This window comes from Kushneria sp. Sum13, from assembly GCF_052692355.1.
On record NZ_CP199847.1, the window covers coordinates 3,483,620 to 3,504,346 of the forward strand.

At 56.2% G+C, this 20,727-nt stretch carries 21 protein-coding genes and 1 tRNA gene; 10 read left to right on the plus strand and 12 right to left on the minus strand.

Annotation, left to right across the window (positions count from 1 at the left end):
- The first annotated feature begins 72 nt into the window (after nt 1-72).
- A complete protein-coding gene (locus ACUN8C_RS16105; protein WP_445620171.1) occupies nt 73-705 on the plus strand; it encodes a nitroreductase family protein in 633 nt (210 codons plus the stop codon).
- Nucleotides 706-977: 272 nt separating this feature from the next.
- A complete protein-coding gene (locus ACUN8C_RS16110) occupies nt 978-1,181 on the plus strand; it encodes a cold-shock protein (protein ID WP_086621314.1) in 204 nt (67 codons plus the stop codon).
- Between the two features lie 204 nt (nt 1,182-1,385).
- Here the strand turns inward: ACUN8C_RS16110 and ACUN8C_RS16115 are convergent, their stop codons facing one another.
- On the minus strand, nt 1,386-2,951 hold the full coding sequence (locus tag ACUN8C_RS16115; RefSeq protein ID WP_445620172.1) for a methyl-accepting chemotaxis protein: 1,566 nt from the start codon (nt 2,949-2,951) through the stop codon (nt 1,386-1,388).
- Between the two features lie 209 nt (nt 2,952-3,160).
- On the opposite strand from ACUN8C_RS16115, the gene ACUN8C_RS16120 reads away from it, so the two are divergent.
- Nucleotides 3,161-3,643 (plus strand): GNAT family N-acetyltransferase, encoded by a 483-nt coding sequence (locus ACUN8C_RS16120; protein WP_445620173.1) that lies wholly within the window; start codon nt 3,161-3,163, stop codon nt 3,641-3,643.
- Nucleotides 3,644-3,658: 15 nt separating this feature from the next.
- Here the strand turns inward: ACUN8C_RS16120 and ACUN8C_RS16125 are convergent, their stop codons facing one another.
- Nucleotides 3,659-4,984, minus strand: coding sequence for a DUF2254 domain-containing protein (locus ACUN8C_RS16125; protein ID WP_445620174.1), 1,326 nt, complete (start codon nt 4,982-4,984; stop codon nt 3,659-3,661).
- 166 nt (nt 4,985-5,150) lie between these two features.
- On the opposite strand from ACUN8C_RS16125, the gene rluF reads away from it, so the two are divergent.
- Together rluF and ACUN8C_RS16135 are read left to right on the plus strand one after the other, a co-directional pair.
- Complete coding sequence (gene rluF / locus ACUN8C_RS16130; protein WP_445620175.1) at nt 5,151-6,212, plus strand: 23S rRNA pseudouridine(2604) synthase RluF; 1,062 nt, start codon at nt 5,151-5,153, stop codon at nt 6,210-6,212.
- A gap of 122 nt (nt 6,213-6,334) precedes the next feature.
- Nucleotides 6,335-7,171 carry a YrhK family protein gene (locus ACUN8C_RS16135; protein WP_445620176.1) on the plus strand — a complete coding sequence of 279 codons (837 nt, stop codon included), beginning with the start codon at nt 6,335-6,337 and terminating at the stop codon, nt 7,169-7,171.
- Between the two features lie 182 nt (nt 7,172-7,353).
- Here ACUN8C_RS16135 and ACUN8C_RS16140 read toward each other — a convergent pair whose 3' ends face one another.
- From ACUN8C_RS16140 to ACUN8C_RS16180, 9 genes are all read right to left on the minus strand, one after another.
- Nucleotides 7,354-8,820: a DUF7305 domain-containing protein gene (locus ACUN8C_RS16140; protein WP_445620177.1), complete on the minus strand. Its 1,467-nt coding sequence runs from the start codon at nt 8,818-8,820 to the stop codon at nt 7,354-7,356.
- A 241-nt stretch (nt 8,821-9,061) separates the two neighbouring features.
- Nucleotides 9,062-9,715 carry a PilW family protein gene (locus ACUN8C_RS16145; RefSeq protein ID WP_445620178.1) on the minus strand — a complete coding sequence of 218 codons (654 nt, stop codon included), beginning with the start codon at nt 9,713-9,715 and terminating at the stop codon, nt 9,062-9,064.
- Nucleotides 9,712-10,149 (minus strand): type IV pilus modification PilV family protein, encoded by a 438-nt coding sequence (locus ACUN8C_RS16150; RefSeq protein ID WP_445620179.1) that lies wholly within the window; start codon nt 10,147-10,149, stop codon nt 9,712-9,714. The genes ACUN8C_RS16145 and ACUN8C_RS16150 overlap by 4 nt, the downstream gene beginning before the upstream one ends.
- Nucleotides 10,137-10,703 (minus strand): GspH/FimT family pseudopilin, encoded by a 567-nt coding sequence (locus ACUN8C_RS16155; RefSeq protein WP_445620180.1) that lies wholly within the window; start codon nt 10,701-10,703, stop codon nt 10,137-10,139. The genes ACUN8C_RS16150 and ACUN8C_RS16155 overlap by 13 nt, the downstream gene beginning before the upstream one ends.
- Nucleotides 10,704-10,883: 180 nt before the next feature.
- Nucleotides 10,884-11,450, minus strand: a complete 567-nt coding sequence (locus ACUN8C_RS16160; RefSeq protein WP_445620181.1) for an HD domain-containing protein — start codon at nt 11,448-11,450, stop codon at nt 10,884-10,886.
- A gap of 170 nt (nt 11,451-11,620) precedes the next feature.
- Nucleotides 11,621-12,649, minus strand: a complete 1,029-nt coding sequence (locus ACUN8C_RS16165; RefSeq protein ID WP_445620182.1) for an RES domain-containing protein — start codon at nt 12,647-12,649, stop codon at nt 11,621-11,623.
- The gene (locus ACUN8C_RS16170; RefSeq protein WP_445620183.1) at nt 12,642-13,565 is read right to left on the minus strand and encodes a sce7725 family protein; all 924 of its coding nucleotides are present in this window, start codon (nt 13,563-13,565) and stop codon (nt 12,642-12,644) included. Before ACUN8C_RS16170 ends, ACUN8C_RS16165 begins: the two co-directional genes overlap by 8 nt.
- Nucleotides 13,523-14,368, minus strand: coding sequence for a sce7726 family protein (locus tag ACUN8C_RS16175; RefSeq protein ID WP_445620184.1), 846 nt, complete (start codon nt 14,366-14,368; stop codon nt 13,523-13,525). The genes ACUN8C_RS16170 and ACUN8C_RS16175 overlap by 43 nt, the downstream gene beginning before the upstream one ends.
- 325 nt (nt 14,369-14,693) lie before the next feature.
- Nucleotides 14,694-14,770: transfer RNA gene (locus ACUN8C_RS16180), tRNA-Arg, on the minus strand.
- A gap of 180 nt (nt 14,771-14,950) precedes the next feature.
- On the opposite strand from ACUN8C_RS16180, the gene ACUN8C_RS16185 reads away from it, so the two are divergent.
- The 4 genes from ACUN8C_RS16185 to ACUN8C_RS16200 all read left to right on the plus strand — a co-directional run bounded on the left by ACUN8C_RS16185 (nt 14,951) and on the right by ACUN8C_RS16200 (nt 18,443).
- Complete coding sequence (locus ACUN8C_RS16185) at nt 14,951-15,274, plus strand: c-type cytochrome (protein WP_445620185.1); 324 nt, start codon at nt 14,951-14,953, stop codon at nt 15,272-15,274.
- Nucleotides 15,275-15,353: 79 nt separating this feature from the next.
- Nucleotides 15,354-16,208: a hydroxyethylthiazole kinase gene (gene thiM, locus ACUN8C_RS16190; RefSeq protein WP_445620186.1), complete on the plus strand. Its 855-nt coding sequence runs from the start codon at nt 15,354-15,356 to the stop codon at nt 16,206-16,208.
- The gene (crtD, locus tag ACUN8C_RS16195) at nt 16,201-17,778 is read left to right on the plus strand and encodes a 1-hydroxycarotenoid 3,4-desaturase CrtD (RefSeq protein WP_445620187.1); all 1,578 of its coding nucleotides are present in this window, start codon (nt 16,201-16,203) and stop codon (nt 17,776-17,778) included. Before thiM ends, crtD begins: the two co-directional genes overlap by 8 nt.
- Entirely contained in the window at nt 17,778-18,443 is a 666-nt protein-coding gene (locus ACUN8C_RS16200) for a carotenoid biosynthesis protein (RefSeq protein WP_445620188.1), read from the plus strand. Before crtD ends, ACUN8C_RS16200 begins: the two co-directional genes overlap by 1 nt.
- On the opposite strand, the gene ACUN8C_RS16205 is transcribed toward ACUN8C_RS16200, so the two are convergent.
- On the minus strand, nt 18,440-19,489 hold the full coding sequence (locus ACUN8C_RS16205) for a LacI family DNA-binding transcriptional regulator (protein ID WP_445620189.1): 1,050 nt from the start codon (nt 19,487-19,489) through the stop codon (nt 18,440-18,442). The genes ACUN8C_RS16200 and ACUN8C_RS16205 overlap by 4 nt on opposite strands.
- A gap of 219 nt (nt 19,490-19,708) precedes the next feature.
- Between ACUN8C_RS16205 and ACUN8C_RS16210 the strand changes: the two genes are divergently transcribed.
- Nucleotides 19,709-20,704 (plus strand): tripartite tricarboxylate transporter substrate binding protein, encoded by a 996-nt coding sequence (locus ACUN8C_RS16210; protein ID WP_445620190.1) that lies wholly within the window; start codon nt 19,709-19,711, stop codon nt 20,702-20,704.
- Nucleotides 20,705-20,727: the final 23 nt, after the last annotated feature.

Genomic DNA, 20,727 nt, shown 5'->3' on the forward strand with positions numbered 1-20,727 from the left:
TTTTGCGTGGCCGTTACGCGATGGTCCACGGCACTCGACCAGGCCCCGTTTGCCTATCAAGGAGATTTTGACATGTCACTGACCGATGCCCTCAACTGGCGCTACGCCGCCAAGCACCTGAATGGCGAACAGGTGCCCGAAGAGACGCTCGAGCGGATCATGGACGCGGCCCGGCTGGCGCCTTCTTCCTTTGGCCTGCACCCCTGGTCGCTGGTGCATGTCAGAAGCCAGGCGCTGCGCGAGCGCCTGCATGAAAGTGCTGCACCGCAGCCCCAGGTCATTGAAGGCTCCGACCTGCTGGTCTTTGCCGTTCACGATCGCGACTTCAAGGCGCAGGTCGATGACCATGTGGCCCGCATGGCCAAAACCCGCGGCCTGGACGAGAGTTCGCTCGACGGTTTTCGCAACATGATCAAGGGTGTGATGGATCAAAAGGGCAGCCACGAGGCGTGTCTGGAATGGGCGGCACGCCAGGCCTATATCGGCATGGGCGTAGCGCTGAGCGCCGCCGCGATCGAGAAGGTTGACGCCTCGCCGATGGAAGGCTTTTATCCGGACAGGCTGGATGAAGCGCTCGGCCTGCGGGAGAAGGGACTCAAAAGCGTGGTCATCATGGCGCTGGGATATCGCGCCGAGCACGATCAGGGGGCCGGGCGTGCGAAGGTGCGTCGTGATCGGGACGATTTTGTCATCACCATCGAGTGATGGCCGGGGCCGCCAACAATGGGCTTGAGGCCAGAGTGTGAGAAGGCCTCGTGGTCGTTGACGCTTGCCGGGGGTAAATTCTTTTCGAACGTTTGATTGACCCTGCCCCCGTTGGCATGCCACGATGATCTCAGTTGGTTAGCAAGTCGAATATAGTCAGTTGCACTCGAAGTCCTTCGGTAGCCTGGTTTTATCCCCCTTGTTTTACCTGCTTTATCTGGGGCAACACCCGGTCACTTTTTATAGCGCTTTATGCGCAAGGAAATTCGAATATGTCTACTGGCACAGTCAAGTGGTTCAACGACGCTAAAGGTTTCGGCTTCATCTCTCCTTCTGACGGCGGTGACGATCTTTTCGTACACTTCTCCGAAATCAAGGCTGAAGGCTTCAAGTCACTGCAGGAAGGCCAGCAGGTCTCCTTTGAAGTGACTCAGGGCAAGAAAGGCCTTCAGGCTGCGAACGTCCAGGCAGACTAACCTTCGGGTTAAACTGTCTTTGAGCCGAGAGGCTCTGAACAACAAGGCCCGCGAAAGCGGGCCTTGTTGTTTTTGTATCCAGGGTTAGTATCGGTACATCCACCGCTTATGCAGCATGCAGGCATTGTCAGTACCCGATCGATACTCTCTGAAAGGCCCCGCTATATGCGGGGCCTTTTGATATCCGGCCTGCTACCGCCTGTATCAGGCAGCGGCCGTTTCCCGAATACGGAAGGTTGCAACAAGCTTTTGCAGCTGACCGGCCTGCGCTTCCAGCATGCCGGCCGCGGCAGTTGACTGCTCGACCATGGCCGCATTTTGCTGGGTGACCAGATCCATCTGGGCAATGGCGGTGTTGACCTGATCCACACCACCATCCTGCTCGCGCGAAGCGGTCGCGATATCATTCATCAATGTGGCAAGCTGCTCGATGGCGCTGCGGGTCTGCTCAATGCTGCTACCGCTACGCTCTGCCTGTACCACGCCGGAAGTAATCCGCTGACTCATGGTTTCCAGCAGCTGGCGAATTTCGCCGGCCGAAGTGGCACTGCGATTGGCCAGCGCTCTGACTTCCGAAGCCACTACGGCGAACCCTCGCCCCTGTTCGCCGGCGCGAGCCGCTTCCACCGATGCGTTAAGGGCCAGAATATTGGTTTGAAACGAGATCGAATCAATGGTGCCCAGGATGTCGTTGACGCGCTGGGACTGCGTGGCAATCTCTTTCATCAGTGACAGGCTCTGCACCACGTCACTGCTACTGCTGCGGGCACTGCCGGTGGCCTCGGCGGTCAGCGTATTGACCCGCTGGGTCGCTTCGGTGTTGTGTTTCACCGTGGAAGAGATTTCCTCCATGCTGGCCGCGGTTTCCTCCAGCGAAGCAGCCTGCTGCTCGGTGCGGGCGGCCAGGTCATGACTGGCGTGCGAGAGTTCGCTGGCGCCGGCATGAACGCTCTGGCAGGTCTCGCGAATGGAGGTCACCAGATTCATGAGCGAGGTGTTCATCTTCTTCATCGCCATCAGAAGCTGCGCGGTTTCATCACGTCCGGTGACGATGATCTCCTGGGTCAGATCGCCCTGAGCGACCTGCTCGGCAACGTACACCGCGCGATTCAGAGGGCGGGTAATGCTGCGGGTAATGACAAATGCCAGCGCAATGGCTGCCAGTATGGCAAGACCAGCAAACGTCAGCAGACTGGCCATGGTCTGGACATGGGCAGCAGCAATGGTGTCATCGGCACTGTCCAGACGAGCGGCCGCGACGGTATTGATCTGGTCGGCCAGCGATTCAAGCTGGTAGACCTGCTCCTTATAGGTGCCAAAGGCAGCATTGGCCTGTTCTGGTTCGGTCAGCTCATTTTCAAGAATGCGTTGGTAAATGGCCTTGAATCCCGCGGCATAAGCCTCCAGTGCCGTATCGGCCTGCACGTAGAGCTGGCGCAGCTCATCGCTCGGGGCAAGCTTCTGGCCTTCTGTCAGAGTCTGCGACAACGACTGGCGCGACGCTTCCCACTTGTCATGGTAGCCGGCCACCTTTTCAGGTGTAGCGATATTGATGAAACTGTCTTTTTCAAAACGACGCGCCTGCAGGGCAAGACGCTGCACGTTCAGGGCGTTCTGAGCCAGCAGGGCATCCGTATTAATCGCCCTGTCAGCGGTGTCCTTCATGTTGCCAAGCCCCAGCAGTCCGACCACAGCGCTGGCAATCAAAAGTAGTGTGAGAACACCAAAGGCCAGCCCCAGGCGTGTGCCGATATTCAAGCGAGTCAACATGATCATGTCTCTCATGAGTGAGTGACTGGTTATATCGACGGTAGGTCCAGCTTTCTTTATGATAGCTGGCAACAATAAGCCATTCATCATCTATAGCTTTAAGGAATAACAGAGCTTGTTTCCTGCCCCTCTGGCGGCAGGCAACGGCTGTACACGTTGCACCAAACCGGTTTATATCAATACTCCCTGATACTGACCGGCTGTCCAACATGCCCATCGAGATTGTTTCTCTCCACGACCGTCCGGCATTCATCGAGGCCTGTAGCGCCTGGGCCTATGGCCAGTGGGGTGTACACAGCCCGCGTACGCTGGAAGAGACCCGCCTGCTGTTTGCCAGCGCCGCCCACGGTAGCGGCCTGCCGCTGACCTGGGTGGCTCAGCACGGCAATTACCCGGTGGGCATGGCAAGCCTTGCCGACAATGACTGTTCGAAACGCCCGGACCTGCGCCCCTGGCTGGCCGCCGTGTTCGTTCACCCTGACTATCGCGGCCGAGGGCTGGCGTCGCGTTTGATCGAGACAGTCGAGACTGCGGCACGCGCGCGGGGTGAAGAGCGGCTATATCTGATCACTGCCCACCAGCAGACGCTTTATGAGCGCCACGGCTGGCGCAGGACAGGCACGGTCGACTACCCCGACCGCCCCTGCATTCTGATGGAAAAGCATTTCGCCCCTGCTGACGCCCGGCCATGAACCGGCAGGCCGGCGTCAGCTCGCTGCCGACCGTTCAGGCAGCCGGGCATTGATGTGCAGACGATGCAGACCGCTTGAGAGTCGCGCCTCGATAAAGTCGACTTCCAGCGGCGCGGTAAAATGGTCCGCCATGCGCTGGATCACTCGGTCGGCGTGGGCCTGAATGACCCGATGATCATCGGCCTGTGCGAAGTTGGACAGCGTCTTGAAGGCCTTCAACAGCGACAGGCAGATGCTCAGATCGCTGCCGCCGTAGTGGAGGATGGGATCAAAGACCCTGAACATCAGGCTCTCGAAGCTTTCCTCATGCCAGGAAATCAGACAGCGCCCGTCGTCATCCACCAGCATGTTGGGTGGCGTCAGCGTCAGTCGCTGGGAAAGCAGCTCGGTCATCTGGTGAATACACAGCCGCGCCGTGCCCGGATCATTGATCCCCGGTGACAGCGCCTTGATGGCCACTTCCATCAGCTGCGTCAGCCCGTTGACGTAGTGATCCCGCGTGGACTCCCCCTCGACGTATTCCAGGCAGGCCAGAATACGGTCCACCAGCACATCCCCCGGCGCTGCGTCCGCCTCGATGTCTAGAATCGGAAACTTCTTGACCACGAAATCGCCAAAAGTGAACCCGAGATGGATGGCAACCTCATGATGGCGTGCAATTCTGGCCAGCGCGCTGAAGTTCACGCCCTGGATATAGCCGCTGTCGCGGGAGTAGACAGGATAAGCGGCAACGGGCTGGCACCCTCCAGGGCGATGACAATATTCGTCGCTTGCCTGTTTTTTCCTGAGCTTGTCCAGCGACAGCTGGGTCGAGACGAGCAGCCCCTGGGTAATCGCATTGATCTGCACGGACTGGGAGGTGCCATGAATGAAAAAGACGAACATGGCCAGGCTATTGATCACCATGGCCGCCCCCAGATAGACCGCCAGCGAGCGCCAGGTATCCGGCGTATCCCCGATGGTCGGCACCAGCAGCAGAATCAGCAGATATAAAATGGTGCCAAGATAGTGCCCCAGCACCTGCTGGTGGCGCTTCTCGGTCATGATGCCAAACACCAGCTTGTTGGAGAAATTGCTGCCGGCCTGAGTCAGCACGGACATGACCGTGGAGAAGCTGAACACCAGAAGTGAGATCATGCCTGCCATCAGCGTGCTCAAAAGCGTTCGGGCCGTATCGGGCTGGTCAAAATCCAGAAAATCCAGCACCCCTGGCAGGGTGTTGACCTCCAGCGTGACAGCGGCCAGCCCCAGCACGACATAGATCGTGATGATGATGCTGGTCAGGTAGGCGATACTGTTGCGAAAGCCGTTGATAAAATCGAGTACCCGTGACGTGCTCATGGGGAGATGACCGCTCCTTTGATGAAAATGTGCCGGTCACCACACGACACGCTTGATCTGTCGCGCAGCGTATCAGAGCCTGCCGGCCACGCTTTAGGCAAAAAAGACCCGAACGCTCGCTGTTTTTTGATACCACGCTCAACCATTTCCAACCCTGTGAAACGCCATGCCATTACGAACATCGACCCGAATCAATAAATACATCAGCGAAAGCGGCCTGTGCTCTCGTCGCGAGGCCGACCGCTTTGTTGAACAGGGCAAGGTCTGGCTCAACGGCCGACGTGCCACCACGGGCGATCAGGTGGTCGCGGGGGATCGGGTCACGGTCAACGGTCAGGAGATCGAACCCCGGGAAGAAGACGACCTGATCCTGATTGCGCTCAACAAGCCCGTGGGCATCGTCAGCACCACCGAATCGAGCGAGAAGGACAACATCGTCGAGTTCGTCAAACACGGCGCGCGCATCTTCCCCATCGGCCGGCTGGACAAGGACTCCCAGGGGCTGATCTTTTTGACCAACAACGGCGATCTGGTCAACCGCATCCTGCGTGCCGACAACAACCACGAGAAGGAGTATCAGGTGACGGTCGACAAACCGATCACCGACGACTTCATCTCAGGCATGCAAAACGGCGTACCGATTCTGGGACAGATGACCCGCCGCTGTCAGGTCGAGAAGGTCTCCACGTTCGTCTTCACCATCACGCTGGTGCAGGGGCTCAACCGTCAGATACGGCGCATGTGCGAAGTCTTTGGCTATGAGGTGACGCAGCTGATCCGCACCCGGATCATGAACGTCTCGCTCAAGGGACTGGCCATCGGCGACTGGCGCGACCTGACCACAAGGGAAGTCGACACGATCATCGAGCTGACCGAAGGCTCAAAAGCCGGGCCGACGCCAGACAAGCCAAAGTCACCGTCGCGCGCCAAAGGCCCAAAAAGCGTGCCCAGCGAAAAGCCAAAGGCCGACCCGCTCGGCATCGGCAAACCGGCACCGGATAAAATGTACGCCAAAGGCAAGCGCAAGCCCGCCGCACCCGCCAAGGCGCCGCCCACCGGTGGCGGTAAAAAGGCCGGTGGCAGCTGCAGGTCTGCCTCGCAGTGCAAGCCGGGTGGCAAGCCCATGACAACGGGCAAGCCGGGCGGCAAGCCACCGGGCAAGGGCAAACCCGCCAACGGTAAGCCCGCATCACGCCCTCAGGGCAGCCGGCCCGGCAAGAAGCGCTGACCCCGCCGCCCCCCTTCGGATAAGGCTGAAGGCTCATGATCCAATGACAGGCCTTGTCCGAAGCGCTATACAACGCGCCGACGACGACCCACACTTTCCTTTTTCTCAGCAGGACCACCTCCATGCCGCATCTATTTACCGACCGCCCTCGCTCTGCCCGACCGGGTCGTGGCAAGAGCGATCTCAAAAAGGACTACCGCTGGGAAGGCATCAACGCGGTGCTCTACGAGCTGGGCGGTGTGATGTTTATCGTCGGCAGCGTGATGTTCTACCCGCGCCTTGAACACATCCGCGATATCGGCGCCTGGCTGTTCTTCGTCGGTTCGCTGGTCTATCTGGTCGTTCAGGCCCATGACGTCATCGAAGTACGCCGCTTCTGGAGCGACAGCAAAAAGACCTCGCCCTCGCAGCTGCTGGAGCTCATCTCGCTGGGGGTCTATATCATCGGCACGGTGCTTTACGCCGTGGGCAGCCTGTTCTTTCTCTCCTGGTGGCACTGGATCGAGATCGGCGCGTGGATGTTCATCATCGGCTCGGTCCTCTTTCTGATCGGCGCCTGCCTCAACGTCATGATGGTGATTCGCGCCTCCGCCCTGCTCACCCTCCAGCTGATGAACCTGACCGCCGTCACCTTCGTGGTGGGCTCGGTGCTGTTCGTGGTCGCCTCCATCCCCTATCTCTGGGGCTTTGACAGCGTGGCGGACCATGACCAGCTGCATAATCTGCTGGCCTCGCTCTTTCTGGTCGGCAGCGCCTTTTTCATGATTGGCGGGCTGTTTAACCATCAGCGCGCGCGCATTGTCATCCGCCACCGCTTTGACGCCACCGCCGAGGACAGCGAAGCCGACGAACGCCTGCTCGCCTTCATGCGCGGTGAGCTTAACGACCCCGAGCACAGTCTGGATGACGACTATGACTATGAAGACAACACCACGGTAAAGCCTGCAAAACCCGCCTGAACGAGAGGCAGCCTGCTCCAAGGCTCAATCAAAAACCCCGACCAGCGTTCGCTGATCGGGGTTTTGTCTTTTAAAGCTCAGGCAGTAACAGGAAGGCGAAAAGGCGCTACTGGCCACCATCGATCCGGCACCGGGTCTCACCGTCGCTTGAGCAGCGGGCCGTCATGGCAGGTCATGACGTCTTATTCCTGATTCGCCGGATATATCAGTTGTTCAATCTTCCAGCCTTGTCCCGCCTTTTCACCATGCCCCCCCGTGGCGCCCTTTAGCGCCTCGTCATAGTGCACGCCGCCGGCACCTGAAATTGAAAGCTCGCCGGCCACCAGTGCGCCATAAAGTTCGCCACTTCCCGACACCTCTACACGGGTATCGGGCGCATGGATCACGGCATAAGTGCTGGCGGCACCGGAGATGGCAACACCCGCCTGACCGTTGATTTTGGCGTAACTTGAGTAGAGGGAAAAAATGGGTTTACCGCGACTATCAATGACCTTGCCCGATTCAACGTCTATGGCCCCGGCGCCCGTCAGGGAGTAACGACCGGTGACCAGAAGGGTCAGCGTGGCACCTTTGGCAATTGTGACCATGGCACTGTCACTAATGCCGACATCGCCATTTACGTAAAGCACGACGTCTCCGCCACTGACAAAGAGATGCCCATTACTGAACACCGAGAAGTTTTTTAAATTCAGCACGGAAGATTTGGTTCCGAAGACATCGACATCCGGCGTCAGTATGGACGCACTGTCGATTAACCAGCTTTGGACGTTGTACTGGGGGTCGTAATAGGACACTTGCGTTGGCGTAATACGCACCTGATTGTAGCGCCATGGCCCGACATTCATGTTTCCTGAATCGGGTAGCCCATCAAGGGCTGACATAGTGGAAGACAATGCCACATCGGGTGGAGAGACCGCATTGACGGTGACCGTTTTCCCCTGATGTTGCGTGATCGTGCCCTGGGCAACATTGCTGTCGCCAGCCGTGCTGTTGTACGTGCCACCGGCACTGATGTCGCCCTCAATTCTGGCACCGTAACTGTTGACCGTGACATCTCCGTTGACGTTAACGTTGCCCTTTATTTGACCGCTGCTTTCAATAACAACATTACCGCCACTATAGAGGCTGCCACCGACACTGCTCCCGCCGCCAGCGACATCTATATTTCCCCCGGCGTTAATATCGCCGGTCACTTTGGCAGAGCCATTCAGGATCACGCTTCCCTGCGCGGTCACGCTGCCATTGATGGGTGACCCACCGTTTAGCGTGATGACGGAAGCCGCCCCCTTGCTGACCACCACCGCACCGTCTTTAACATTACTGCCGCCGTAGGCGCCCTTGCTGGAATCATAACTGTCTATTTTGCCACTACCGACCAGGCTGATATTGCCCCGTGACTGGATCAAGGCATCAAAAACGCCCCTGTCTGCCTGTGACAGGCGCGCAATCAATGTCATGTTGGCCATGGTGTTATCGATACCGCGTCCAACGCTTTTGATGGTGATCAGATCACCGCCATTGGCAGCCTCGCGCGTCACGCTATCGATCCAGTATTCGGCCGTTGTCGCGCGGGTGGTTTGATTGCCTCGAGAAGAAGGCGCCACCATGGAGACGACGTGATGATCAATGCCATCGACATGACCGGCCATGTCATCGCCTTCCCAGCGCTGGCCTGCCTTTAAAAGCCTGTCGTCTGGAGATCGCGACAGCAGGGTGTAGGCCCGCAGGGCGCCGGATTCGGCGGCGAGCAGTGCCTGTGTCTTGCCCTCATGATCTATCGACATGCGTGTTTGATATAACACGGTTCTGTAGGCCTGCATCGCCAGCATCAAGGACAGCGACAGGACGATCAGCGCAATCAGCAGCGAAAAACCCGACTGATGTCCGGGTTTAGAGAGGCTCATGATTCACCCGGCCCATGATCTTTTGATGTAGTGCAAAATAAAGCAGATGGGTATGTGGCAAGGTCTTATCGTTATTGATGACACTAAACTCGACACGTATTGCCTCTACCTTGGGCCAATCTGCATCATTGAGATCACCAGCGCTCAGGTATTCTCTTTCCTGTAGATAGTGGTTGCGATCCTGATCAACGCCATAGCGCAGGGATAAATCGGCAACATCGTCAAGCAGCACCGCCCCATGACAGGTGATTCGCCCGGCCTCATCAAAAGCGATGGACTCAAGCCAGTCATTGCTATCGCCATGAGCCTGCCCGGTGCAATCGGTGATCTGACCCTGACTGCCCAGCGCCCCCCTGTATTGCAGCACCAGCACGTTTGAGGTGCTGTCGGAACTGACGGCACTGGCCTGCTGCAGGCGATTGGAAAAGAAGTGCTGAACATACTGCAGGCCCTGTTGGTCCTTGTTAAGGCCTTGCTGGAAAAGCGCGGCGTGCGCCACCGACAGGTAGAGCCCTATCACGGCCATGATCACCCAACTGCCGATGGCAAGGGCAATCATCATTTCAAGCAGCGTCAGGCCCTGTTCGCTTCTGCGTGCGCGCGCGTTGTGGCCCACTGAAGAACGATTCGCAATGTTCACGAGCAGGTCACCCGGGGAAGTATGGCCACCAGGGTGAGGTGCTGGCCGGAAGATTGCTCATGGCCTCGCCAGGAAATGGTGGTTTCAACCCGATAAGACAATTCGTCATCAAACAGTGAATGTTGTAGCGGCGCTGCCTGCCAGTTGGACTGCAACAGTGGGTTGGCCGTTGATAAGCGCATTTGCTCGCGCCACTGCGACTCGATCGTCACAAAGCCCTGCTCGGGGAGCGCGCAAATCCCGGCCCAGAGCTGTTCCATCAGATTGGACGCCTGACTGACCGCTATTGAGCGCTCATGACTCAGGGTCGACTGTTGCATGCTTTTTGTGATCAGTGCCAAAAGCCCCATGGCCGCGATACTGATGATCAACATGGCAATCAGGGGTTCGAGCAGGCCGAAGCCAGCCTGATCATGGCGGTTTACAGATCGCATGAGATGGACCTCACCGACGCCTGCCCGCTCATGCTGATGCACACATAGCGAACATCGCTTTCATTGACGATCATGAATCCACTGACGGTAGAAGAAAGGTATCCCATTGTGTTGAACAGGATGGGATCAGCCTTGCTGCCAGAGCCATACGCTTCGGAAATGAGCCTCGCATCAATGTCACTATTCTCGGCATTACTACTATCGATAGTGCGGAAATTATTTCCCTTGTCAGCCATCATGATCTGCCAGCCATTCTGCCAGTGCTGACCGCATTCATGACTACTCCCGCGCGGACATATCCTGACTGAATGGTTATGCGTTGACGCCTGATTTCTGGCGTACATCAGGGAAACAAGTAGTGCATTGGAAACGTCACTCAGCTCCTGACGAGCCATCACTTTTTGGTAGGAAGGAGTGATGACCAAGCTGAAAATGGCCAGCACCGAGACCACGATCAACATCTCGAGCAAGGTAAAGCCCTGCTGGCGTAACCTCTTCACATCATCAGTCTTTGCGCCCTTGCGACCCTCTGAACCAGAGTGCTGTATGGCCATCGACACCGTACTCCAGATTCGCCTGGCAAAATGCCAGGATCACCCCTACTGGAATATATCGTGCGTCCCAAAGAAAACTTGAGTTTTAGCAGGCCCTGTCATGAGCGCATACACAACACCCCGACAGCGCCAACTGGTCGGGGTGTTTTGGTTTAGGCGGCACACGTTGGCGCGAGCGCCCTATTCAAAGTGATCGATACGCCGCTGAGTCTCGCCATCGACCAGGGTACGCAGCATGATCAGCACCGGATCGGCATCGGTCTGATTTCGCCCGTAAGTGAGGTTGAACGCGTAATCGAAGTCGGGCGGGTTATCGCCCTGGCTGTGCTGCAAAATGGTCTCGAGCTTGTCGAGCCCCTTCACCAGCCGCGCCTCTCGCGTGGTGCCCTGCTCGTAGTCCTCCCACAGGGAGAGAAATTCCAGCCTTAACGCCTCATCCAGCGGCGCCATGACGGTCAGCAGATCCGTACGCTCCTGCGCGCTCTTGTCGGCATTCTGGGCAACCGCCGGTTGATCCCCATGGATGGCCTCGCCCAGATCGTGCAACACGCAGAGCTTCAACACGCGCGTCATGTCCAGCGGTGCCAGCTCGCGCTCGAACGTCATCGCCATCAGACACAGCCGCCACGTATGCGCCGCCGTATCCTCCTGCCGCCCGGTGGTGGTGTACGCCGTGCGCAGCACGCTCTTGAGCCGCTCGGCTTCCTTTAAAAACGCCAGCCCGTTGCCGAGTCGTTCGATGTCCATGAGATCTCAAACATTGTGTAAATCGTAAGTGCAGGATTAAAAGTAAAAAGTATTGCAGTCTACAACATAGGCACGCACAAGCACTTTGATCGAAAGCCATTAAAAACGTTCAACACGATATCAAATATAAAAATTCAAAACAGAAAATTTAAAGAAACTGTCGACTTCAACTACTTTAGCTCCTCATAAGAATGTTCTATCCGAGTAACTCCGTACAGAAAAGGCTCTTCAGCTTTCAGCTTTTCTTCTAAGAAGAACACATAATTCTTACCATCTGACAAAGAACTATTAAAAACCAATCCATCGATTCCAGGAACAGTTTTAATAAACTCACACAAAAACTGTGTGGGTATATAGTCCAGATGACTACTTTCAGGTCTGATCGGCCTTGAAAGCTCTGAAGAGAATTTCTCTAAAAGATTAAGATAGCCTAGCACGGCTTCTAACTGCTCTTCTTCAAAAGTAGCGGCGGAACACATTTTCCTTGGATCAGTTAAATCTAACACTGACAACTCTGAAACTGGCTTAAACTTTGACACCGAAATCTTACTTGTATTATTTGGACGCACTTCGGATATACAGGTTTTTATATTTTCAGCCAAATACAAATAAGGTATTCCTACAGGGTTAGCTCTACCTCCTGTTACTTTTTCTTTCGGTGGACAGCTCATTTGTTCAGCCCCAAGCTTATCCTCCGATATACGTGCACGATACATACAATCATCGGTATTGATTGTTATTTTTAATTGCTCTAATAATTGATAGAAAACGGCCTCACCATCTTCAACGCCGCGGCCAAATAGAGATGAAAATATTTCTGCTCTTGGAAAAAACCTATTACCGTGCTTAATCTCTTCCTTGAAACCTTCCCATTGATTTTGATAGCTGCCGGAATCGAAGGAAAAAGCATATTTTTTATCTACATCATATCCAAAAACATCAAAAACAAATTTATCCTTTTGCTTTATGCTCTCGGAAAATATACCATATAACGACAGTATTTCACTAAAATTTTCACCCGCTTCGTCCTCTATAAGCCTGTACAAAAATATTTCCAGCTTATCAGCCAAAAACTTTACATCAAGACATGTTACCTTTTGGGCACCACAATATTTACACCGTCCTAAAACACCCTCTTTTTCGATTTTTGCTTTTATAGTTACATCTGAAAAACAGTTTGCGCAACAACGTTCAGACATGGCTATCTCTCAAAAAATCGCATACAGTCTCGACGTGATGTTTTATAGTAAACTTCTTCACTTGACCAAGCCCTGGATAAGGATTTCCATACAACTCAAGCAATTCTTCCAATCCCTTCGTATTGTTAAAAACGTTAGGGCATTGATCAACAAACTCAACCACTTTTCCTAAAGCTGATTTAAACTTTCCTCCTGGATTAGCAGGCGATCCATCATCAAAAGATGAAAAATGCTTAACATACATAGAATCAAAATCCTCATGATCTATGTAACTCAAATGAATCGTTACTACATAGGCTGGCCCACCCGCCTCTGTATAGTCCTCACTTAGTATAGTGTAATCGCCAAAGCCAACTGCATTTCCATAATTCTTCCAATCTACATGCAATGAAGAAAAAGAAGAAAATTCTTTATAATCGGCGTTCCTTGTTTTCTTATCAAAAGAATCAGAATATAAAACAAACTTGTTTAAAAGACTAAAAACTTGAGAATTAACCTTATCTTTGTTGATCAACACGTCTTGAGCGGAGTTAAGACTAGATATCATTGCTTTATCTACTCCACCCTCAACAAAAACTGCCGCCTGATTTAATTCAAACCCTTTCTCTAAAATTTTATCTAACTCATCGACAGTAGAAACTTTAAAACAAGGAGAAAATTTTCCCTGCAGACCTTGGAGCTCTTCGACCAGATCCTCTTTATAACTTTCTTTAGAAAAATCCCCGATCTTTGGGTTTAAAACAACCAAAGGGGTTATATTACAACTCGAAAGAGTTTCTATCGTTTTTTTCAAGGGATTAACATTACTTCTTACCGGCTCTATCACAGGCCTAATAAAGTCAGGGGAAATATAGGCTGCAATTTCTCTCAAAACTATGAGCTCGAATTGCTTTCCTCGAAGGATTGGGTAGTACATAAAAATTCCTTGGAAATTTTTTTACTTAAATTATCTAGAAGATTCTCTTGTTGCAAACTATTAAGGCTATAGCTGATGCCAGCCATCAACAACGACTTAGGTAGTTTAGTAACAAAGTCTTTTTTCACTTTCCTGCTAACTTTCAACACATCGCAAAAAGTTTTTCTTACCTGATCCGGCGAACAAACTTCAAGTAATTTCTCACACTCAATATATATATCTGTATTTTTTACATCTGGAACAAACCCGTACAACTCTCTCACAATTTCTTTATATTCACTAGCCCGAAGAGATCTCATTAGAACAGAGACGTTTATCTCATGATCTAATACTTTCGGCTCGCGGTGTGTCCTAAGCGTATTTCTCCCTGTAAGCTCGATTATACCTATATCGAGGGGCATTAGATTCAGCACCTTTTTTAAATGTGCATTACTTGTGATCACACACACCTTATCAAAAATACTTTTATATTGCTTTATTTGCTCCGGCAACCTATCAAGGTTGTCATACGAAGACTTTATCTCATAACAAGTTGAACTGCCGTTTATCATTACACAATCTGCTTTACTACTTCCCACTCTAAATTCGGGAATAATAGTTGCAGTATTTAATGAATGTTTACCCAAGAGAAGCTTCTCAGCCACTATATTTTTGAAAAAATACTCTGCCCTATATTTTTTTGACAAATCTTTGAAGCAAACATCGAAAATATCTTTAATTTTTACTTCATCTTCAAGTTCATCTATATAAAAACGCGCGACTTCAAAAGCGAAAGAAAAATCTCCTTGAGATATTTCCTTCACACGCTTGCTGCTGAACAACTTTGTGGTTTGTTTAGCACTTATCATACTTCCAACCAATAGTTTTACGGCAAAATGCAACTAAAATTAACAATTATTTTACACTATTTTGAAGTGCCCTTAGAACCGATCAAACTTGAACAAGCATAAAACCGCCAAAAATAAATTAACTTATTAACACTTTTTATTAGTGAATAACAATTCATGATTCGCTTACTAGTAAACTACTAGTCGAATATGTTCTATAAATGGTTTTAAGAGCAAGCGGAACCCTGAGCGGACTCAGTAGCAGTATCAAAACGGGAAAGGTCTTGCAGGGAAGAGGAAGTGGCGCGCTTGTTGGGATTCGAACCCAAGACCCCCGCCTTCGGAGGGCGGTACTCTATCCAGCTGAGCTACAAGCGCGCGGAGTGTCTTCACGGGAAAGACAGCGCGCTATCCTACCGCTCGCGCCTGCTACTGTCCACTCTCGGGCGGGGCCGAATGCCTTTCCCGACACCACACCATGCAAGCGCCGCGCGCTCTTTTATACTGACCTTCACATCATAACAATCACCTGACCTGACCACGCTTGAGGACAAGACCATGCGCACCCGTTTCACGCCCCTGATGACGAGCACTGCCCTGGTAGCAGGCCTTCTGGGCACAACTGCCGTTGCCCATGCCGATGACATCGACGGCCACCAGATCTATGACGACAACTGTGCCGGCTGTCATGACGGTGGACGCGGCCCGCAGCGGGGGTCAAACGACTGGACCGAGCGGCTGGAAGCGGGGCAGCAGACCCTGTATACCCACGCCATCAAGGGCATTGGCGGCATGCCGGCACGCGGTGGTAACAAGTCCCTTTCCGATGAGGAAGTGACAGCGGCGGTCGATTATCTGGTCGCCCCGAGCGAAGATGAGTAACGTTGATCCTGACGCGTCAGACCACCTTTTTTCTGATCACCCTGTTTTTTCATGACAGCCAAGGGAGTCCATGATGGGCATGAGCGAGCAACCGGGCGGTGAGCCCACCATCGAGATGGTCGTTCAGGCCCACCGGGCGCTGAAGGCACAAAAGCCGCTGGTGCAGTGCCTGACCAACAATGTCACGGTCAATCTGGTCGCCAACGCACTGCTGGCCGCGGGTGCGACGCCTGCGATGATCGATAATCCCGAAGAAGCCGGGCGCTTTGCCGGCCAGGCCGATGCGGTGCTGGTCAATCTGGGCACGCCGCAGGGGGATCAGGTCAAGGCGATGCACAAGGCCGCCAGCGGTGCCCATCAGGCAGGCAAGCCCTGGGTGCTCGACCCGATTGGCGCGGGCAGCATGACGTGGCGCCACGGTCTGGCGCTGGAGCTTCTGGAACATCGGCCCACGGTGGTACGCGGCAACGCTTCGGAAATCATGGGGCTGGCCGGCCACGATGGCGCCGGGCGCGGCGTGGACAGCGCCATGAGCCCCCAAAGCGCCATCAACGCCGCGCGCGAGCTGCTGACCCAGGCCTGTACGGTCTCGACCTCGGGGCCGGTGGACATGCTGCTCGGGCCGCTGCTGGATCGCCATCACAACGGCCCGGCGCTGGTCGAGATCGGCGGCGGCAGCGACTGGCAGCCACGGGTCTCCGGCACCGGCTGTGCACTCGGCGCGATCATTGCGGCCTACTGCGCCGTGGTGCGTGACCCGCTGTGCGCCGCCGTAGCTGCTCACATCCATGTCGCCGTGGCCGCCGAGCTTGCCGAGGAGCATGCCCAGGGGCCGGGCAGCTTTGCCATGGCGTGGCTCGATGCCCTCGACCAGATTGATGAGCACCTGCTGCGCCAGCGCGGACTGATTGCGGTGCGCTGGCTGGATGCCTGAGCCACGCACACACGCTGCCCCGCGCATCGGCATCGTTGGCGCTGGTATCGCGGGGCTGGCCGCCGCCATCCGCCTGCGTCTTGAAGGCGCGCACATCGAGGTGTTCGAGGCCAGTGCCACGGCAGGCGGCAAGCTCGGCGAGCTGGTGCTGGGCGAGTATCGCTTTGGTATTGGCCCCTCGCTTCTGACCATGCCGGAATACATCGACGAGCTGTTTGAACTCGCCGGTGAAGTGCCCGGCGATCACTTTCGCTATCAGCGTCTGGACACCGTGTGTCGCTACGCCTGGGAGGACGGCACCCGGCTGGATGCCCGCGCCGACCCGAAGGCCTTTGCCGAGGAAGTCGAGCGCGTGCTGGGCGTGCCGGCGCAGCGGGTGCTGAAAACGCTGGCCCACGGGGAAGAAAAGTATCAACTGACCGGGCGAACCTTTCTGGAAAAGTCGCTGCACACGCCAGGGACCTGGCTGACGCCGGAGGTCGGCTACGCCCTGACCCGGCTGCACCGGCTCGACCTCACCCGCACCCTGCATCAGGTGCATGAGCGAGATCTGGGGGAACCGCATCTGGTCCAGCTGTTTGACCGCTTTGCCACCTACAACGGTTCCAACCCGTACCGCGCGCCGGGCCTGCTCTCGATGATTGCCCACTTCGAACACGGCGCCGGCGCCTTTGTACCAGAAGGCGGCATGCCCGCGATCGGCCGCGCCCTGTATGGCCTGGCCGAGCGCCTGGGCGTGGTTTTTCACTTCAACACGGCGGTGGCCGAGATTCTCACCCAAAAGCAGGGGCGCCGACCGCGCGCGGTAGGGCTGCGCCTGGCAGATGATCGGCAAATGTTGTTTGATCGTGTGGTCAGCAACATGGATGTGTTTTTCACCCATGAGCGGCTGCTGCCCGGTGCCCCGGCGCCCCGGCGGGTGCTGGCGCGGGAAAAATCGACCTCGGCGCTGATCTTTTACTGGGGTGTGAATAAATCCTTCCCTGAACTGGATGTGCATAACATCTTTTTCAGCGAGGATTACGCCGCCGAGTTTGCAGCGCTGGAGGCGGGTACGCTGTGTGATGACCCGACCGTCTATGTCAGCATCTCCTCGCGCTACGATGACAGCGCCGCACCGGCAGGCAGTGAAAACTGGTTCGTGATGATCAACGCCCCCTTTGCCACACCAAAGCAGGACTGGCCGGCGCTGATCGAGCGCACCCGCGAGCAGGTGATACAAAAGCTCGAGCGGATGCTGGGTGAAAAGGGCCAGGATGATGAAGGCCAAAGTACCGGGCTTCGTGAGGCGATTGTTGAGGAATGTGTGTTCGACCCGACCACCATCGAGGCACGCACCCTGTCACACCTGGGTGCGCTGTATGGCACCAGCTCGAATGATCGCATGGCGGCCTTCATGCGCCATCCGAATGACAGCCGCCATGTCGACGGACTCTATTTCTGTGGCGGCAGCGTGCACCCGGGCGGCGGCCTGCCGCTGTGCCTGTTATCTGCCAAAATCATGACCGATGTCATGACACGGCGTGAGCCGCTGGCAAGGCACACCCCTGACCCGAAGGACGATGTTTGATGGTTTCACAGGTTCCTGCCCCATCCGAGCGCCGTCTGCGCCCCATGCCGGTCATCGTGCTGTTGACGCTGATCTATCTGGCCGGGGTCATCGGCATTGCCCTGCCGGTGCACGATCAGTTTATCCGCCTGACGCCGCTGACGCTTCTGGCCTCACTGGGGCTGGTGCTGGCCTTTCACCCGGGCCCGCGCGGGCGTCTATGGGGCTACGTGGCACTATGTTACGTGGTGGGGTTTGTCGCCGAAGCGATCGGCACCTCGACGGGGCTGTTGTTTGGCGATTACGCCTATGGCCATGTGCTGGGGCCGACGCTCTGGCACACGCCCCTGATCATCGGGGTCAACTGGGCACTGCTGCTGTACTGTCTCAATGTCGCCGTACAGCGTGTGCTGCCCGGGCTTTCGCGACCGCTCAAGGGCGTGATCGGCGCAGGTCTGATGGTGGCGCTCGACATGCTGATCGAACCGGTCGCCATTCACCACGAGATGTGGACCTGGGGTGAAACAATTGTGCCCCTGAGCAACTACATCGGCTGGTTTCTCGTGTCGCTGCCGATCTCGATTCTCTTTCACTATCTGTTCGAGCGCGTGCGCAACCCGGTCGCCATCGCCGTGGCGCTGCTGATGGCCGGCTTTTTTGCCGCGCTGACCCTGCTGGGGGTTTAAGCCTGATCTGACGTCCGAGCTTTCTTTCGCACAGGCCCGGTGGTCTCGCGAATCGACAGCTCGGGCGCCATCATCTCCCTTCGAGGTGCGCCCTTTTCCCCACGAATGCGGCTCAGCAGCAGCTCGCTGGCGCGCGCGCCCATCAGATCGGTCCTGACCCTGACGCTGGTCAGGGGCGGTGTGGTATAGGCCGCGGCGCTCATGTCATCAAAGCCGGTAATGGAGACATCCACTCCCGGACGCAGCCCCAGCCCGTGACAGGCGGACAGCGCGCCGAAAGCGATGACATCCGAAAAGCAGACCACCGCGGTCGGGGGGTCGGGCTGCGCCATGAGCGTCTCAAACCCCTGATGACCAAAGGCCAGGGTCGTGGGGCCGTGGTGCATGTGCGCCTCATCCGGCGGATGACCGGCCTGCCCAAGCGCTGCCCTGAAGGCCCGTTCCCGCGCCTGCGCCGTTGAGGTGCTGCTGCCGCCGCCCAGCCAGCCAATGCGCTGATGCCCCAGCGAACGCAGATGCTCGATCACCAGCGCCATGCCGCGAGCATCATCATTGATCACTCGATCCACTTCGGCACCCGGCACATCCCGCGACAGCAGCACCAGCGGCAGATGACGCAGATGCGCGGCCTCTGCGCCGTGGAGGTCTTCCTGTGTCGTACCGGCCGCAGGAATCAGAATCAGTCCCGAGGCCCCATGCTCGGCCATGCGACGCATGAAATCGGCCTGAACGGTCAGCGACTCCTGCGCATGACAAAACAGCATCATGCGTTCCTCGGCGCGAAAACGCTGCTCCATGGCGGCGATGAACTCGGTGAAAAAAGGATTGCCCAGATCGTTGAGACACAGTGCCACCGTGCCGCTGTCGCCGCGGCGCAGTCCTGCCGCATGGCGGTTGTAGATGTAGCCCACTTCCGCCGCCGCCTCTCGAACGCGCTGGCGCATTGCCGTCGAGATGCGCTCGTCATCGCGCAGCGCCAGAGACACCGTCGAGACCGTGACCCCAACGCGCTCGGCAATGTGTTTGAGGGTAGGGCGTCGTGTCATGCCCGGTCTCCTTTGACCATCGAAAGGTTCTTGGGCAAGCGAAGGACACCTGTCCGACCCGCCCCGGTACGTCGCAGTTTGCCTGCCTCTTCGACCTTGTCATGAAAGACCATGGTCGCATTGGTTCAATCGATTGAATTGCGTTTAATCCTATCAGATTTCGACACGACGGCTTGATTGGCCGCCTTTTTCTTCCTGTTCAACCACAGGAGCATCACCATGGCTCACGTACTCTCCAGAACCGTTCTGATGACTGCCGCCACCCTGGGGGCACTGGTAACGGCCAGCGTGGCACAAGCCGAAGACACTGCCTGCGACTGGACCCCTGATCGCGCCGTGACGGTCATCGTGCCCTGGGGCACCGGCGGAGGCACCGATGCCAATGCCCGCAGGCTGGCCAGCCTGCTGGAGCAGGAGATGGGCGTGCCTTTCAACGTGGTCAACCGCACCGGCGGTAATGGGGTGGTCGGCCATACGGCGCTGGCCCGGGCGCGGCCGGATGGTTACACCATCGGTGCGGCCACCATTGAGCTTGCCACCATGCACCACCTGGGACTGGCGCCCCTGACTTGGCAGGACGCCACACCGATTGCGCTGGTGGATCAAAACCCCGCCAGCGTCGTGGTGAAGGCAGACGCCCGGTGGGACTCGCTGGAGGCACTGCTGAAAGAGGCAAAAGAACACCCCGGCGAGCTAACCGCGTCCGGCACCGCCCAGGGCGGTATCTGGCATCTGGCGCTGGCCGGCATGCTTCAGGCCGAGGGCCTGCCGCCCGACGCCATTCGCTGGGTCCCAAGCCAGGGGGCGGCGCCTGCGCTGCAGGAGCTGATGGCCGGCGGCGTCAATGTCGCCACTCCGTCGCTGTCGGAAGCACAACACCTGGTCGAACAGGGTGAGCTGAAGGCGCTGGCCTATATGAGTGACACCCCCAACTCGAACCTGCCCGACGTGCCGCTGACCGCTGACCTGCTCGACAGCGGCTGGACGCAGAGTGCCTTCATGACCATCAGCGGCCCCGGCAAACTGCCCGAAGAGATGACCTGCGCCTACGCCAACGCCATCGAGAAGATCACCCAGAGCGATGAGTGGACCCAATTCAAGGCCAGCCGCGGCAGTGAGGTGGTGTTTGAGGGTCCCGAGCAGACCGCCGAGCTGTTCAGTGAGACCGATCAGCAGCTGGGTGAGGTCATCAATGCCATCGGTCTGGCCCGATAGGCAGGAAGACAGGGATGACTGAA